The following is a 16,152-nucleotide window of genomic DNA, read 5'->3' as shown; positions in this document are numbered from 1 at the left end:
GGAGGCCGCCCCACTACGACCGGCCTCCCCCACACCACAACACGTTGACGTGCATTACAGCCGGGCAGCGCCCGGCTCTACCATCTCCACTCCACGCGCGCGGCGGATCAGCCGCGTCACGGCATTGCGCAGGTCATCGAGCACCGCGTAGATCGTCGGCAGGAACAGCAGGCTGACTACGGTCGAGAACGCCAGGCCGCCGGCAATCGCGCGCGCCATCGGCGAGTACTCCGGGCCATTGCCGAACATCTGCGTGTCGGTCAGCGAGATCGGCACCATCGCCAGGATCGCCGTGCCCATGGTCATCATGATCGGGCGCAGGCGTTCGCGTGAGCCTTCCACCAGCGCCTGGGTACGGCCCATGCCGCTGCGCCGCAGGTTGTTGATGTGCTCGATCATCACGATGCCGTTGTTCACCACCACGCCCATCAGCACCAGGATGCCGATGAAGGACATGATTCCGAACGAGGTGCCGGTGATCCAGAACAGCCAGAACACGCCGAAGATCGAGAACAGCACGCCACTCATGATTGCCGCCGGGAACAGCAGCGACTCGAAAACCGCCGCCATCACCACGTAGATCATCACCAGCGCGATCAGCAGGTTGAACACCATCTGCTGCATGGCTTCATCATCGTTGCCGTAGTCGCCGCCATCGAAGGTGAAGCCGTAGCCGGCCGGGAAGTTCATCGGCTTGAGCACGGCCTCTATCGCCTTGCGCCCGTCCGGTGCGGTGACCTTCCCGGCCAGGTTGGCCTTGATGGTCAATGTCGTCTGACGATTGGTACGGCCGATCTGGGTGGCCGACGAACCAACGTCCACGGTGACCAGGCTCAGCAGCGGCACGCTGCGGCCATCGCCGGTACGCACGCTGAAACCAGCCAGGTCTTCCGGGCTGCTCTGCTCGGCGCCGGCAAAGCGCACCCACACCGGCACTTCATTGTCACCGCGACGGAACTCGCGCATCGGTGCGCCGCGCAGCGCCAGGCCGACGAAGCTGGCCACCTGTTCGGCGTTGAAACCGAACGCTGCTGCACGCTCACGGTCGACGCGTACCTTCAGCTCGCCGCCCTTCTCGCCGTTGTCGATGCGCACGTCCCGCAGTTCGGCACGCTGCGCCAGCAACGGCACCACTTCCTGGCCGATCTCCTGCAGCATCGAGCTGGAATCGCCCACCAGCTGCACCTGCACGCCCTGGTTGCCGCCACCCCCGCCATCGCCGCCCTGGTTACCGACGAAATAGTCGGTGCGGGCGGACTTCGGCAGGCCCTTGCGCAACTCTTCCTGCAGCGCCTTGATGTCCTTGGCGTACTTCTCGTCCAGGGTGACCACCGTGGAGCTGCCTTCCTGCTCGCTGTACCAGGAGTACACCTGCTTCACGTGCAGGCGCTCGCGGTTCTGGTCGATCCAGCTCTCCACGCGCGCCACTTCCTCGGACATCTGCCGGTAGGTGTAGGCGCCCTTCCACATGTAGCCGATGAAGATGTCCTTGCCGCCCTCGCCCCCGAACATGTCGACCTTGGTCAGCTTCATCGGCACCAGGCTGACCAGTACCACCAGCAGGATGCCGAGCAGGCTCCAGCCGCGGTGGTGCAGCGACCAGTCCAGCAGCTGTGCATAGCGCCGCTGCAGGCGCGCGATCAGGCCGGTCTGCGAGTGCACCAGCTTGGGTGTGGCCATGCGTGCGGACAGCATCGGAATCAGGCTGACCGCGACCAGCCACGAGGCCAGCAGCGAAACCGAGATGGTGATCGCGATCTGCGCCATGAAGATGCTGATGTTGTTGGTCTCGCCGAACAGGTTCGGCACGAACACGATGCAGTGGCACAGCGTACCGGCGCTGAGCGCGATGGCCACGTTGCGGGTGCCGATGATCGAGGCCAGCCGTGGCTGCCCCGGCATGCGCTCGCGCTCCTGGTAGATGCTCTCCACCACCACCACGGCGTTGTCGACCAGCATGCCCACGGCCAGCAGCAGGCCCATCATGGTCAGGATGTTCAGCGTCACCCCGACGAAGTACATGAAGCCCAGGGTGATGGTGAAGCAGATCGGAATGGCCAGGGTCACCATCAGCGTCGACGGCCAATGGCGCAGGAAGAAGAACAGCACCGTCACCGACAGGATCAGGCCGACCGCACCGGCTTCGGCCAGCTCCAGCAGCGACGAGGTCACCGCCTTGCCCTGGTTGTCGATCACCTTGATCTGCACGTCGCGCATCGACGGCTGCGCACGGATCGCCTCGACCTCGGCCAGCGCCGCGCGCGACACGTCCACCAGGTTGGCACTGCGCTCCTTGAAGATATCCAGGCCCACCGCCGGGTTGCCGTCCAGACGGCGCCCGTAGTTCATCCGCGCCGGCTTCAGGCGCACGTCGGCGATATCGCCCAGGCGCAGGCCCTTGGCGTTGATCACCAGGTCGCGCATCTCCTGCAGGTCGGTGATCTCGCCCACCGGCTGCACGCGCACGCGCTGGCCGTTGTCGTCGATCTGACCGGCCGAGATCGAGAAGTTCAGCGTGCGCAGGCGCTCGCTCAGCTCGTTGATGCTCAACCCATGCGCGTTGAGCCGGTTCGGATCGATGGCGATCTCCACCTCGTTCGGCGGTGCACCGGTGATATCGACGCGGGCCACACCGGGAATACGCTCGATGCGCCGTTTGAATTCACGGTCGAGCATGTCATAGGCAGTGGTCAGGTCGGTGGTACTGGCCAAGCGTACCTTCAGTACCGGCTGGTCACTGCTGGACCACTTGAACACGTTGTAGCGCTGCAGGTCGTCGGGCAGGTCGCTGCGGATCGCATCGATACGCTCGCGCGCGTCGGACGCGGCAATGGCAATGTCGCGGTCCCAGTCGCTGAACTCGATGTAGATCAGCGCCGCCTCGGAGGTGGCCGATGAGCGCATGCGTTTGATGCCGGTCATCGTCGCCAGCGACTCCTCGACCGGGCGGATGATGGTCCGCTCCACTTCCTCGGGCGTCGAACCGGTGTATGGGATCTGCACGAACAGGAACGGCGCGGAGATGTCCGGCAGCGCCTCCAACGGCAGCCGGAACGAAGCGATCAGGCCGATCACCACCAGCGATACGAAGCACATGATGGTGGTGACCGGGCGGCGGATGGAGAACTCGGCAACGCTCATGCCGGCTCCTCCACACCTGCCGTGCCGCCCTCGTCGCCATGCAGGCCTTCACCGGCATGCTTGCGGCCGCGCTCACGGTAGTAGGCGTCGCCGCGACGATCCATCAGGTCGTACACCACCGGGATCACCAGCAGCGTCAGCAGCGTCGACACCAGCAGGCCACCGATCACGGTGATCGCCATCGGTGCACGCACTTCGGCGCCCTCGCCCATGGCCACCGCCAGCGGCAGGAAGCCGAACAGCGTGCACAGCGTGGTCATGATGATCGGGCGCAGGCGCGAGCGCGCACCTTCCACCAGCGCCTCATGCTTGGCCACGCCGGCTTCGCGCAGCTGGTTGACCTTGTCGATCAGGATGATCGCGTTCTTGGTGACCAGGCCGACCAGCAGGATCAAGCCGATGAACACCACCACCGAGATGGGCTTGCCGGTCAGCATCAGCGCTAGGATCGCGCCGACCAGCGCCAGCGGGATGGTGAACAGGATCACGAACGGGTGCAGCAGCGACTCGAACTGCGAGGCCATCACCAGGTAGACCAGGAAGATCGCCAAACCAAAGGCGAAGATCAGCGACTTCGCCGCCTGCGCCAGCTCCTCGCCCTGGCCACCGATGTGCAGGCCAACGCCCGCACCCAGCGGCTGCTCGGCCACCATCTGCTGCACTTCGCGCATGGCTGCGCCGAGGTCGATGTCGCGCAGGTTGGCCGATACCACCGCCACCCGGGTCTGGTCGGCACGATGGATCTCGCTGGGGCCGGTGGTGGCGACCACGTCGGCCACCGCGTCAAGGGTGACCGGGCGGGTGCTGCCCGGATTGACGATCAGCCGGCGGATGCTCTCGACGCTGGCGCGGTCACCTTCCTGGGCACGCACCAGCACGTCGATCTTGCGATCACGGAAGCTGTAGCGGGTGGCGACGTCGCCGCGCACCTTCTTCACCACCACGTCGGCGATCTGGCGGGTGGTCAGGCCCAGCGCACCCGCGCGCTCCTGGTCGAAGCGGATCTGGATTTCCGGGAAGCCCTCTTCCACCGTCGACTTCACGTCGGCGTAGTGCGCATTGCCGCGCAGCATCGCCGCCAAGCGCTGGCCGGCCACTTCCAGGGTCGCCATGTCCTGCCCGCGCAGTTCGATTTCCAACGGCGTGGAGAAGCTGAACAACGCCGGCCGCGCGAAGTCGACCTGGGCGCCCGGGTGCTGGCTCATGGTGCCGCGCAGGCGTTCGGTGATTGCCGCTTCAGTGCGCGCGTTGCCACCGCCTTCCATCACCACAGTCAGCTTGCCGATGTTCTCGCCGCTTTCGGTCGGACTGGCATCCAGCCGGGTGCCGCTGCCACTGACGCCATACAGCGAGGCCACGCCCTCCCCCTTGCCGTGCGCCAGCTGCAGCTCGCGCACCAGCGCATCGGTCTGCTTCAGCGGCGTGCCGGCCGGCAGCTTCACCGTCATTTCGAACCGGTCCTGCGCCAGCTGCGGAATCAGGTCCGCGCCAAGCATCGGTACCAGCGCCATGGTCGCCACGAAGATGATGGCTGCCACGCCCAGCACCTTGCCGGGATGCGCCAGCGCACTCGGCAGCAGGCGCAGGTAGCCTCGCTCGGCGCCTGCATAGGGCTTCATCGCCAGGTCGCTGGCCTTGCGCATCACCGGGCCGACCACTGCCACCACGCCACGCCACACGCGCACGACAAGCCAGGCCAGCGCATAGAAGCTCCAGCGCACGCTGGCAACCACGCCACGGCGGCCCAGCGCGACCGGCTTCTGCCAGCGCTTCTGCGGCTGCCATGCTTCGTTCGGCGCCTCTTCCGGGAACGCCAGCGGTGGCCGCCCCTTCAGCGAGCTCAGCATCGGGATCAGGGTCATCGACACCAGCAGCGAGATCGCGATGGCGATCGCCACGGTCAGCGCCTGGTCGCGGAACAGCTGTCCTGCAATCCCGTCGACGAACACCAGCGGCAGGAACACGGCGATGGTGGTCAGGGTTGAGGCAACCACCGCCATGCTCACTTCGCGGGTGCCGGCAATGGCCGCCTGCAGGATGCCCAGGCCACGCTCGCGGGCCTTGGCGATGCTCTCCAGCACCACGATCGAGTCATCCACCACCAGGCCGGTGGCCAAGGCCAGGCCTCCCAGCGACATCACGTTCAGGCTCAGGCCGAGCTGGCCCATGAAGAAGAACGTGGCGATGATCGATACAGGCAACGACAGGCTGATCACGAACGTGCTCCAGCCATCGCGCAGGAACAGGAAGATGATCAGGATTGCCAGCAGGCCACCGATCACCGCGTCCTTCTTGACGTCGGCGATGGCGTGCTCGATGAAGCGCGACTGGTCCTCGATGGTGGTCAGCTCGACATCGGACGGGAACGTACCCTTGATCTGCTCCAGGCGCTTGCGCAGCGCTTCGGCGGTGGACACGGTGTTGGCGTCGCCTTCCTTGTAGATGGCCAGCTCGACCGATTCCTTGCCGCCCAGGCGGATGATCGCTTCACGCTCCTTGTAGCCCTGCCGCACCGTGGCCACGTCCTTCAGGCGTACCGGCACGCCATTGGCGACCACGCTGGAGCCACCACCGGACGATGCGCTCTGTGCCGCCGACGCGGCGGCGATGGCTGCAGCCGAACCAGTCGACGCGGCGATGTTGAACATCTGCTGCAACGCCGAGTCGGCTGCGCTGCCATTGGCGGCCTGGGTGGTCACCAGCAGGTTGCGGATTTCCTCGAGGTCGGCGAACTGGTTGACGGTACGCACCAGGAAGCGCTGGGAGCCCTCCTCCAGGCGGCCGCCGGAGATGTTGATGTTCTCGTCCTTGAGACGCTTGATGACGGTGTCGATCGGCAGGTTCAGCTGCGCCAGCTTCTGCTGGTCGATGTCGACCTGGATCTCGTCTTCCAGGCCACCGCCCACCTTCACTGCTGCCACGCCGGTGACCGGCTCCAGCTTCTTCTTCAGGTCTTCATCGGCATAGCGGCGCAGGCCGGTCAGCTCGCGGACCGCATCGGCATCGCTGGTCGGCGCCGTCTTGTTCGACAGCACCAGGCGCATGATTGGCTCGGTGGACGGATTGAAGCGCAGCAGCACCGGAGCCTTGGCCTCCAGCGGCAGGTTCAGCGCTTCCATCTTGTCACGCACCTCCAGGCTGGCCTGGTCCATGTTGGTGCCCCAGGCGAACTCCAGCACCACATCGCTCTGGCCGGTGCGCGAGACCGACTTCAGCTTGCGCAGGTTCTTGACCACGCCCACCGCTTCTTCAACCGGCTGGGTGATCAGGGTTTCGATTTCGGTCGGCGCCGCACCGGTGTATTCGGTGCGCACGGTCAGCGTCGGGTAGCTCAGGTCGGGCAGCAGGTTGACCTTGAGGTTGCCGAGCGCGATCAGGCCGAACAGCAGCAGCGTGACCGTGCACATGGCGATGGTCACACGGCGACGCGTGGCGAATTCCACCAGGCCGCCGCGCATGCCGGCGGCGGCGCCGTCGCTCGCCGGCGAGGCACCGTGGTCGTGGCCCGGGGCAGTCATTGCTTGCTCCCGGCCTTGTCTGCGGGCTTGGCGGCCGCCGCGACCGCCTTCGCCTTCGGATCGGCGATCACCTGCACCGTGGTGCCGTCGCGCAGGGCGACCTTGCCGGCGGTGACCACCTGATCACCGGCCGCCAGGCCATCACGGATCTCCACCCACGGGCCCTCGGCGTAACCCAGCTTGACCGGAATGCGTGCGACCTTGCCTTCGCGCACGCGGAACACCGCAGGTTCACCGTCATCGAGCAACGCCAGGCGCGGCACCACCAGCGCATCGGCACGCTGGTCGTAATCGATGCGGATGCGGCCGAACATGCCGGGCTGCAGCGCGTGGGCGGCGCCATCGAAGGCACTGACCACGCGAAACGTGCCGCTGCCCGAGTCCACCACCGGCGCGATGCGGTCAACGGTGCCGGTGAAGCTCTGGCCCGGCAGTGCGTCGGCCGCCAGCGTCACCGGCTGGCCGGCACGCAGGGTGGCCAGCTCACGTTCGGGTACGTTGAGCGTGGCCTCCAGCCGCGAGTTGTCGACGATGCGGAAGATCGGTGTATTGATCTGCACGAAGTTGCCGGTCTTGATCGAGCGTGAGGCGATCACACCCGAGATCGGTGCCACGACCGTGGTGTAGGACAGCTCCAGCGTAGCCAGGCGGTACTGCGCACGGACGTTCTCCAGGTCGTAGCGCAGCTGGTCGACATCGGCAGCGCTGACCATCTGCTGGCCGACCAGCTTCTGTGCGCGCTGGTAGTTGTTTTCCAGCTTTCGCATCTGCGCTTCGCTCTGCGCCACGGCCAGGCGCGCGCGGTCCGGGTCCAGCCGCACCAGCGGCTGGCCGGCGGTGACCCGCTGCCCTTCCTCGACCAGCACCGCCAAGGCCACGCCGGAGGTTTTGGCGACCACCTGCGACTCTGCACGTGGCTCCAGCGCCGCGGTGCCGGTGTAGCTGGCTGCGACCGCACGATGGCTGGCCACCGCCACTTCGACCGGGACTGCGTCGACCTTCTTCTCCTCCTTGGTCTCGGCAGCCTTGGCTTCGGAATTGGGCCCTGCGGCGCAACCGCCCAGCAGCAGGGAGGTGGAGATCAGCAGTGCGGCAGCGCAGATTCCGCTGCGACGGCCGGACAGGAAGGTTGGGTGCGACATCGTCAGGTCCCTGGAGGATGCGTGGACAGGTGTGGTAGCAAAGTAATGCACCACTTCACGGCAACACCATATCCCAAAGGTCATGGTGTCTTCACGCCGCTGGTCGGCCCGCCCCCATTTCAGCTAGATGAAACCTGAGGCTATACTCGGGTCGTTCCGTACCCCACGCCGGAACGACCAGACCCGAATCCCCGGAAACGACACCATGCGCCCGCAGCCGCTCGCCGCTTGTCTCGCTCTGGCCGTCCTCCTGCCCCTTGGGGCCGCCGCACAGCCCGCTCCCGCTCCTGCCACACCCACCCCGGCGCCTGCCGCCGCGCCGGCGCCTGCCACGCCCACCGGCAACTTCGACAATGGCCGTGTCCTGGCCTACACCTGCCAGGGGTGCCACGGCATCACCGGCTACAAGAACGCCTACCCCAGCTACCGGGTGCCGAAGATCGGCGGCCAGACCCAGCAGTACCTGGCCCAGGCCCTGACCGAGTACCGCCAGGGCAAGCGCCGGCATCCGACGATGCAGGCGCAGTCGATGAGTTTCAGCGAACAGGAGATCGCCGATCTCTCTGTTTACCTGTCCACCGTCAAGTAAGGCCCGCCCATGTCGAAAGCCGCGCATCCGACGCGTCACGCCATCGCCCTGTCCGTTGCCCTGCTGCTGGCGGCCTGTTCGCAGTCGCAGGTGGAAAACAGCGAGAAATCCGCCGCCGACCCGGGCCATGCCAGCGGCGAACACGGCTCTTCGTCCTCCGCCGGCCTGCCGGCAGGCCACGAGGCCGCCGGTGAAGCCCGCGCCAAGGTGAAGGGCAAGGCCACCAACCAGAGCTGCATCGACTGCCACGGGGCCGATGGCAATGCGCCGATCGATCCGACCTATCCGAAGCTGGGTGGGCAGTACGGCGACTATCTGGCGCATGCGCTGCAGGCCTACCGCGCCGGCGACCGCCAGCATGCGCTGATGACGCCGCAGGCGAAGGACCTGAGCGATCAGGACATCGCCGATCTGGCCGCGTATTTCGGTAGCCGGCCGAGCCAGTTGCGGGATCTGCACGGGGTCAAATGACGGCCGGCCCCGGTGGGTGCGGACCCTGGTCCGCACGGACCGTTGATTGGTGGGTGCGGACCGTTGGTCCGCACAGATCCGCATATCCACGCATGGCGTGGATCTACTGATTCTTCATCCGATCAATCGGCGCACTGCTGGCGCCGACCGATACTCAGCCTTCCAGCTCTTCCCAGCGCGCGTACGCGGCATCCAGCTCGGCCTGCACCTTGGCCAGCTGCTGGGTGTGCGCGGTCACTTCCGCACTGCTGCGGGTATAGAACGCTGGGTCGTTCATCGCCGAGGTCAACCCTTCGACGTCGCCTTCCAGTTTCTCGATGGTCTTCGGCAGCTGCTCCAGCTCGCGTGCTTCCTTGTAGGCCAGCTTGCGCTTGGGGGCAGCCGGGGGGGCAGCGGCCGGGGCGGCGGCCGGCGGCTGGGCTGCGGGGACCGAGGCAGGCGCCGCGATGCTGGCCGCATAACGCTGCCAGTCGCTGTAGCCACCGACGTACTCGCCGATCACGCCGTCGCCTTCCATCACCAGCGTGGAGGTCACCACGTTGTCGATGAAGTCACGGTCATGGCTGACCAGCAGCAGGGTGCCGGTGTACTCGCCCAGCAGCTCTTCCAGCAGCTCCAGGGTTTCCACGTCAAGGTCGTTGGTCGGTTCGTCCATCACCAGCAGGTTGGACGGCTGCGCGAACAGCTTGGCCAGCAGCAGGCGGTTGCGCTCTCCACCGGACAGGCGGGTAATCGGCGCACGCGCGCGTTCCGGGGTGAACATGAAGTCCTGCAGGTAGGCATGCACGTGCTTGCGCTTGCCGTTGAACTCGAGGAAATCGCGGCCTTCGGCCACGTTCTCGATCGCGCTCCAGTCTTCGCGCAGCACCGCGCGGTACTGGTCGAAATAGGCGATCTGCAGGTTGGTGCCGGCGTTGACTTCGCCCTTGGCCGGCTGCAGCTCGCCCAGCAGCAGCTTCAGCAGCGTCGTCTTGCCGCTGCCGTTGGGGCCGATCAGGCCGATGCGGTCGCCGCGCATGATGGTGGTGGTGAAGTCGCGGACCATGGTGCGCTCACCGAAGGCGAACGAAATATCCTTGACGTCGATGACCTTCTTGCCAGAGCTGATGCCCTGTGCGGCTTCCATCTTGACGTTGCCGCTGAGATCACGGCGCTGCGAACGCTCCACGCGCATCGCCTTCAGGCGGCGCACGCGGCCCTCATCGCGGGTGCGGCGCGCCTTGATGCCTTGGCGGATCCAGACTTCTTCCTGCGCCAGCAGCTTGTCGAAGCGCGCGTTTTCCTGCGCCTGCGCGTTGAGGCGCTCCTCTCGGCGACGCTCGTAGTTGGCCCAGTCGCCCGGCCAGCTGGTGACCTGGCCACGGTCGATCTCGACGATGCGGGTGGCCAGTGCACGCAGGAAGCGGCGGTCATGGGTAACGAACACCACGCTGCCGCTCCAACCCTTCAGGAACGCTTCGAGCCAGTCGATGGCTTCGATATCGAGGTGGTTGGTCGGTTCGTCCAGCAGCAGCACGTCGGGGCTGGACACCAGCGCACGGGCGAGCAGCACGCGGCGCTTCATGCCGCCGGACAGGCGGCCGAACTCGGCTTCGCCGTCCAGGTCGAGCTTGGTCAGGGTTTCGCTGACGCGCTGATCCAGGCCCCAGCCGTTGGCGGCGTCGATCTTGGCCTGCACGTTGCCCAGTGCTTCGCCATCAAATACTTCGGCGTGGCTCAGGTGATGGAATTCGGCCAGCCACTGGCCCAGTTCACCGAGGCCATCGGCGACGACGTCGAACACCGAGCCGGCGGCGCCATGTGGCACTTCCTGCTCCAGGCGGGTGACGCGCACGCCCTGCTGCACGCGGACTTCCCCGTCATCGGGCTTGTGATCGCCGGACAGCAGCTTGAGCAGGGTGGATTTGCCGGCGCCGTTGCGGCCGATCAAGGCGATGCGTTCGCCCGGCTCGATCGACAGTTCGGCCTTTTCCAGCAACAACGGGCCGCCGACGCTGAAGTCGACGTTCTGCAGAGTAATCAGAGGCATCCGGATATTGTACGGGTTGGGGGCGTCGGCCGGGTTGCACCCGGCACCGGCGGTAGTGCCGGCCGCTGGCCGGCAACTTCAACGGCAACGTCAAAAGCTGGTTTCCTGTGGGATGCCGGGGCGGTGCGGGTCTGCAGGACACGCCGTAAACCCCTCCTTGGGGGCTCGATGGCGCCATCCATGGCGCCAACGGTCCTGCAGACCCACACCGCCCCGCCTCTGACAGTTTCCCGCGATCTGTCGGAACGGCATTCTGCGCGGGTGGGTGGCGACCTTGGTCGACACGGCAGATCCAGGCCACGCGTGGATGAGCGCTGCAAGGCCTGTCGATCTGTCGGGGTCGGATCCCGTTGCTGCGCAACGGGCTCTGACCCCTTCGTGGAATTCGCGCAGTGCAAGACCGATCCCTGCTACTCCACGTCCCCCAGCAACGCCTGCAACCCCGGCAGCCACTGCTTGCCGGGATGCCGTACCAACCACAGGGTGCGCTGCAGGGGCGGCAGCGGGGTCTCCAGCACGCGCAGCCGGCCCAGGGCCAGCGGCTCTTCCAGCGCGTGGCGGGAAAGGCAGGCCAGGCCGAGACCGGCGATGGCGGCCTGCTTGATCGCTTCGGTATTGCCCAGCTGCAGGGTCTGGGCAAAGCCGCGCAGGTGCGGCAACAGCGCCTGTTCCACTGCTCCGCGGGTGCCGGAGCCGGGTTCGCGCAGCAGCCAGCGGGCACGGCGCAGTTCGTCCAGCGACCAGCGCGGGGGGGCGTCGGCGGCGCCGACGATCACCAGCGGATCCTGCTGCCAGGCCGTGACCTGCAAACCGCGCTCATGGCACGGGCCTTCGATCAGGCCGGCGTCGACGTCCAGGCGCTGCACGGCGGCGACTACGCCAGCACTGTTGTCGATGCGCAGGTCGACTTCGGCCTGCGGCGCCTGCCGCAGCAGTTCAGCGATGCGCTGCGGCAGCAGGTAGTTGCCGATGGTGGTACTGGCGGCCAGTACCAACCGCAGCGGTGCCCCTTGCGACGGGTCTCCGCCGGCGGCCAGCTGCCGCTCCAGATCAGCGGCATTGACCAGCAGGGTGCGCGCCGGCTCCAGCAGTGCGCGGCCGTGCCCGTTCAGCGCCAGGCGACGGCCGATGCGGTCGAACAGCGGCGTACCGAAGTGCGCCTCCAGTTCCTGCAGGGCGGCGCTGCTGGCCGACTGCGAGAGCGCGATGGCCTGGCCGGCGGCGGTGGTGCTGCCGTGGTCGGCGATTGCGACGAAGACTTGCAGCTGGCGCAAGGTCAAGCGCATGGCATTTACCCGCTTGATAGGTAGGTTTCACCCATATTATTCGTTTTACAGGTCATGGACGAAGGCGCACGCTTGCCCCGTCACTACAGCCCTACCCCTGCCATGAACGCCCCCGCTCTCTCCTCCTGGTCCCTGCCCGCCCTGCGCCAACGCTGGCAGCCGCGCCTGCCCGGCCTTCTGCTGGTGGGCCTGATCGCGGCGGCATCGCTGTACCTGGCCGAGCTTCCCTGGTTGCAGGCGCATGGCCTGAGTGCACTGACCGTCGCCATCGTGGCCGGCATCGTGGTCGGCAACACCCTCTACCCGCGGCTGGCGCCGAGCAGCGCGGCCGGTGTCGGCTTCTCCAAGCACTGGCTGCTGCGCGCCGGCATCGTGCTGTACGGCCTGCGCCTGACCTTCCAGGACATCGGCCATGTCGGCGTCAGCGGCGTGCTGATGGACGTGCTGGTGGTCGCCAGCACCTTCGGCCTGGCCTGCTGGCTGGGCGTACGTGTGTTCAAGATGGAACGCGAGGCGGCAATGCTGATCGGCGCCGGCAGCGCGATCTGCGGTGCGGCAGCGGTGATGGCCGCCGAACCGGTGGTGCGTGGCCGCGCTGCGCAGGTCACTGTCGCGGTTTCTACCGTCGTGGTGTTCGGCACGCTGGCGATGTTCCTGTACCCGGCGCTGTATGCGCTGGTGCAGTCGCACGGCTGGCTGGCGATGGACGCGCGGCAGTACGGCCTGTTCACTGGTGCGACGGTGCACGAAGTGGCGCAGGTGGTGGCCGCCGGCCGCGCGGTCAGCGAAGCCGCCGCCGATACCGCGGTGATCACCAAGATGGTGCGGGTGATGCTGCTGGCGCCGTTCCTGGTCGTGTTGTCGTTGTGGCTGGCGCGTGGCGGCAAGGCCGGCGCCGACGGCAGCAAGGCGCGCATCGTAGTGCCGTGGTTCGCGTTCGGTTTCGTGGCAGTGGCCGGTTTCAATTCACTGCACCTGCTGCCGGCCAGCCTGCAGGCCGGGCTGGTGCAGTTGGATACCGTGCTGCTGGCGATGGCGATGGCCGCGCTGGGCCTGACCACCCATGTCTCGGCGCTGCGCCAGGCCGGCCTGAAGCCACTGCTGCTGGCGCTGATCCTGTTCGCCTGGCTGCTGTTCGGTGGCCTGGCGATCCACCAGGGTGTGTTGGCGGTGCTGGGCTGAGCAGGGCGTGCCGACCAACGGTCGGCACCCACCCGTAGATCCACGCCATGCGTGGATGGCGGCCCAGGACGGGCGCTGCCGCGCAGGCAGGTACAATGCGCCATGACTGACTTCTCGACCCTGCCGCTGAGCCCGGCCCTGCAGCCCGGCCTGGACGCCCTCGGCTACACCACCCTCACCCCCGTGCAGGCGCAGAGCCTGCCGGCCATCCTCGATGGCCACGATGTGATCGCACAGGCGCCGACCGGCAGCGGCAAGACCGCCGCCTTCGGACTGGGCCTGTTGCAGGCCGTCGACCCCAGCCTGATCCGCGTGCAGGCGCTGGTCCTGTGCCCGACCCGCGAACTCGCCGACCAGGTCGGCAAGCAGATCCGCAAGCTGGCCACCGGCATTCCCAACCTGAAGCTGTTGCTGCTGGTAGGCGGCGTGCCGCTGGGCCCGCAGCTGGCCTCGCTGGAAGGCCACGACCCGCACGTGGTGGTGGGTACGCCCGGCCGCGTGCAGGAGCTGGCACGCAAGCGCGCGCTGAATCTTGGCGCGGTGCGCACGCTGGTGCTGGACGAGGCCGACCGCATGCTCGACATGGGCTTCGAGGAGCCGATCCGCGAGATCGCCGGCCGCACCCACAGGGATCGCCAGAGCCTGCTGTTCTCCGCCACCTTCCCCGACAGCATCCGCGCCATGGCGCGTGACCTGCTGCGCGACGCGGTGGAGGTGACCGTGGAAGGTGCCGACCAGGCACCGGCCATCCGCCACCTGTTCTGCGAGGTGGAACCGGCGCATCGCCAGAAGGCGCTGGCCGGCCTGCTGCTGAAGTACGCGCCGGAATCGGCGGTGGTGTTCTGCAACACCCGCAAGGACGTGGACGAAGTGGCCAACTCGCTGCAGCAGTTCGGCTTCTCCGCACTCGCCCTGCACGGCGACATGGAGCAGCGCGACCGTGAGGAAGTGCTGTTGCGGCTGGCCAACCGCAGCTGCAACGTGCTGGTCGCCAGCGACGTCGCCGCGCGCGGACTGGACGTGGAAGAGCTGGCGGCGGTGATCAACTACGAACTGCCGACCGACGTGGAGAGCTACCAGCACCGCGTGGGCCGTACCGGTCGCGCCGGTGCCAGCGGCCTGGCGATCAGCCTGGTGGCCGGCCGCGAGAAGACCCGCGCCGAAGCCATCGAAGCACAGCTGGGTCAGCCACTGGACTGGCAGAAGACGCCACTGGCGACCTCGCGCCCGGCCGAGTTGCCGCAGGCGGCGATGCGCACCCTGCGGATTGACGGCGGCAAGACCGACAAGCTGCGCCCGGGCGACATCCTCGGCGCACTGACCGGCGATGCCGGCCTGTCGAGCAAGTTCATCGGCAAGATCGCGATCTTCCCGACCCGCTCCTACGTGGCGATCGCGCGTGAACAGGCCAACAAGGCCGTCGCCAGGCTGGAAGCCGGCAAGATCAAGGGCCGTCGCTTCCGCGTGCGGATGATGTGATTGAAGCCGGGTTGCCAACCACGGTTGGCAACGACCGGCTCCCGGCTCTTCGCTCTGGTAGATGCCAACCTTGGTTGGCATTCACCCTTCGATCAGAACACCAGTTCGGTGTGCAGTGGCAAGCCCGCCTCCCAGCGGGCCCGGCCGCCCAGGCCATCGAGCTCGACCAGCACACCGGCGCCGACCACTTCAACACCCAGGCGGCGCACCAGCGACAACGCAGCGACCAGCGTGCCGCCGGTGGCCAGCACGTCATCGATGATCGCGACACGGGCACCGCCCGGCAGCGCGTCGGCGTGCACTTCGATGCAGTCGCTGCGGTACTCCAGCGTGTATTCCTCGCGCAGCACCTGGCCCGGCAGCTTGCCCGGCTTGCGCACCGGCACGAAGCCGACGCCCAGCTCCAGCGCCATCGCGGCGCCGAGGATGAAACCACGTGATTCGATGCCGACCACCGCGTCCAGCTTCTGGTCGCGCCAACGGTCGGCCATCGCGGTGATCGCGCCGCGGAAGTCCTCGCCGTGGGCGAGCAGCGGCATGATGTCCTTGAACAGGATGCCGGGCTTGGGGAAGTCGGCGATGTCGCGCAGGCGGGAGGCCCACTGCGGAGCGACGATGGCGTCGGTCATGTCACATTGGCTATCTGATGGCGGCATAGGGTACCCGTTCCGGGCGCCGGCTGCCTGTTGGGGGTGTTCGGCCGGGCTGCGCCCGGCACCTGCGGTAGTGCCGGCCGCTGGCCGGCAACCTCCACGGCAACAGCAACAGCGTGCATTCTGTGAGATGGCGGGGTGGGTCCGGTGGCGGGGGCCGCTGCAAGTACCCCTCCGGGGCCCGGCCCAGCCGCTGGCGGCTGTGCGTTCGGGCGCTTGCGAAGCAGTGCGTCGCAAGCAAAGCGCCCTCACCCATGTAAGCTCGGTCGCCGCTTGCTCGTGTGCGCTGTCCTGCGCACACGGCAAGACCGGGGTTGGGCGTCCTGCCCAACCCGCCCGAGGCGTGCCTCGGGCCCATGCGGCTCACGCCCCCGCAACCGGACCTACCCCGCCTTCGACAGAGTCCTGCGATCTGTCGTGGATCCACGCCATGCGCGGATGAATCTCCATCGAAATCGAATATTTCGAGAATTGAATGAAGAGCATCCACGCATGGCCTGGATCTACCGTGTCGACCAAGGTCGACACCAACCAACAGCCGCCGGAATCTGTCGGAGGTGGGGCGGTGTCGGAGTGCGGGGTGTCAGCCGCATGGATGCGGCTGCCAAGCCTTATCTGATGGAAATCTGTCAGCGTAGGTGTCGAGAGCCGGCGTGGGCCGC

At 67.1% G+C, this 16,152-nt stretch carries 10 protein-coding genes and 1 pseudogene; 4 read left to right on the top strand and 7 right to left on the bottom strand.

Annotated features, from left to right (window positions below; all coding sequences use genetic code 11):
* Positions 1-54 precede the first annotated feature (54 nt).
* The 3 genes from PEM_RS06730 to PEM_RS06720 are packed head-to-tail and all read right to left on the bottom strand — an operon-like array spanning position 55 to position 7,801.
* Positions 55-3,141: an efflux RND transporter permease subunit gene (locus PEM_RS06730; RefSeq protein ID WP_065185171.1), complete on the bottom strand. Its 3,087-nt coding sequence runs from the start codon at positions 3,139-3,141 to the stop codon at positions 55-57.
* Positions 3,138-6,659, bottom strand: a complete 3,522-nt coding sequence (locus PEM_RS06725; protein WP_053499673.1) for an efflux RND transporter permease subunit — start codon at positions 6,657-6,659, stop codon at positions 3,138-3,140. Before PEM_RS06725 ends, PEM_RS06730 begins: the two co-directional genes overlap by 4 nt.
* Positions 6,656-7,801 (bottom strand): MexH family multidrug efflux RND transporter periplasmic adaptor subunit, encoded by a 1,146-nt coding sequence (locus PEM_RS06720; RefSeq protein WP_005416220.1) that lies wholly within the window; start codon positions 7,799-7,801, stop codon positions 6,656-6,658. Before PEM_RS06720 ends, PEM_RS06725 begins: the two co-directional genes overlap by 4 nt.
* 205 nt (positions 7,802-8,006) lie before the next feature.
* On the opposite strand from PEM_RS06720, the gene PEM_RS06715 reads away from it, so the two are divergent.
* Both PEM_RS06715 and PEM_RS06710 read left to right on the top strand, forming a co-directional pair.
* A complete protein-coding gene (locus PEM_RS06715) occupies positions 8,007-8,390 on the top strand; it encodes a c-type cytochrome (protein ID WP_005416219.1) in 384 nt (127 codons plus the stop codon).
* 9 nt (positions 8,391-8,399) lie between these two features.
* Positions 8,400-8,861 carry a cytochrome c gene (locus PEM_RS06710; RefSeq protein ID WP_111127789.1) on the top strand — a complete coding sequence of 154 codons (462 nt, stop codon included), beginning with the start codon at positions 8,400-8,402 and terminating at the stop codon, positions 8,859-8,861.
* 154 nt (positions 8,862-9,015) lie between these two features.
* On the opposite strand, the gene PEM_RS06705 is transcribed toward PEM_RS06710, so the two are convergent.
* Together PEM_RS06705 and PEM_RS06695 are read right to left on the bottom strand one after the other, a co-directional pair.
* Positions 9,016-10,890 (bottom strand): ATP-binding cassette domain-containing protein, encoded by a 1,875-nt coding sequence (locus PEM_RS06705; protein WP_111187551.1) that lies wholly within the window; start codon positions 10,888-10,890, stop codon positions 9,016-9,018.
* A gap of 410 nt (positions 10,891-11,300) precedes the next feature.
* A complete protein-coding gene (locus PEM_RS06695) occupies positions 11,301-12,176 on the bottom strand; it encodes a LysR substrate-binding domain-containing protein (RefSeq protein WP_111126934.1) in 876 nt (291 codons plus the stop codon).
* A gap of 102 nt (positions 12,177-12,278) precedes the next feature.
* Between PEM_RS06695 and PEM_RS06690 the strand changes: the two genes are divergently transcribed.
* A complete protein-coding gene (locus PEM_RS06690; protein WP_005416215.1) occupies positions 12,279-13,358 on the top strand; it encodes a YeiH family protein in 1,080 nt (359 codons plus the stop codon).
* 102 nt (positions 13,359-13,460) lie between these two features.
* Entirely contained in the window at positions 13,461-14,837 is a 1,377-nt protein-coding gene (gene dbpA, locus PEM_RS06685) for an ATP-dependent RNA helicase DbpA (protein ID WP_053501266.1), read from the top strand.
* Positions 14,838-14,929: 92 nt separating this feature from the next.
* On the opposite strand, the gene PEM_RS06680 is transcribed toward dbpA, so the two are convergent.
* Together PEM_RS06680 and PEM_RS20395 are read right to left on the bottom strand one after the other, a co-directional pair.
* Entirely contained in the window at positions 14,930-15,466 is a 537-nt protein-coding gene (locus PEM_RS06680; RefSeq protein ID WP_005416213.1) for an adenine phosphoribosyltransferase, read from the bottom strand.
* A 387-nt stretch (positions 15,467-15,853) separates the two neighbouring features.
* Positions 15,854-16,152, bottom strand: a pseudogene (locus tag PEM_RS20395) (hypothetical protein); the annotation flags it as partial.

Source organism: Stenotrophomonas sp. Pemsol (genome assembly GCF_003586545.1).
Taxonomy (GTDB): domain Bacteria; phylum Pseudomonadota; class Gammaproteobacteria; order Xanthomonadales; family Xanthomonadaceae; genus Stenotrophomonas; species Stenotrophomonas sepilia.
This window is presented reverse-complemented; position numbering and strand designations above follow the sequence as displayed.

Coding starts and splice junctions, on each gene's coding strand:
- PEM_RS06725 (WP_053499673.1), bottom strand. CDS start 6,659: ATGACTGCCCCGGGCCACGACCACGGTGCCTCGCCGGCGAGCGACGGC.
- PEM_RS06715 (WP_005416219.1), top strand. CDS start 8,007: ATGCGCCCGCAGCCGCTCGCCGCTTGTCTCGCTCTGGCCGTCCTCCTG.
- PEM_RS06705 (WP_111187551.1), bottom strand. CDS start 10,890: ATGCCTCTGATTACTCTGCAGAACGTCGACTTCAGCGTCGGCGGCCCG.
- dbpA (WP_053501266.1), top strand. CDS start 13,461: ATGACTGACTTCTCGACCCTGCCGCTGAGCCCGGCCCTGCAGCCCGGC.
- PEM_RS06710 (WP_111127789.1), top strand. CDS start 8,400: ATGTCGAAAGCCGCGCATCCGACGCGTCACGCCATCGCCCTGTCCGTT.
- PEM_RS06720 (WP_005416220.1), bottom strand. CDS start 7,801: ATGTCGCACCCAACCTTCCTGTCCGGCCGTCGCAGCGGAATCTGCGCT.
- PEM_RS06690 (WP_005416215.1), top strand. CDS start 12,279: ATGAACGCCCCCGCTCTCTCCTCCTGGTCCCTGCCCGCCCTGCGCCAA.
- PEM_RS06680 (WP_005416213.1), bottom strand. CDS start 15,466: ATGACCGACGCCATCGTCGCTCCGCAGTGGGCCTCCCGCCTGCGCGAC.
- PEM_RS06730 (WP_065185171.1), bottom strand. CDS start 3,141: ATGAGCGTTGCCGAGTTCTCCATCCGCCGCCCGGTCACCACCATCATG.
- PEM_RS06695 (WP_111126934.1), bottom strand. CDS start 12,176: ATGCGCTTGACCTTGCGCCAGCTGCAAGTCTTCGTCGCAATCGCCGAC.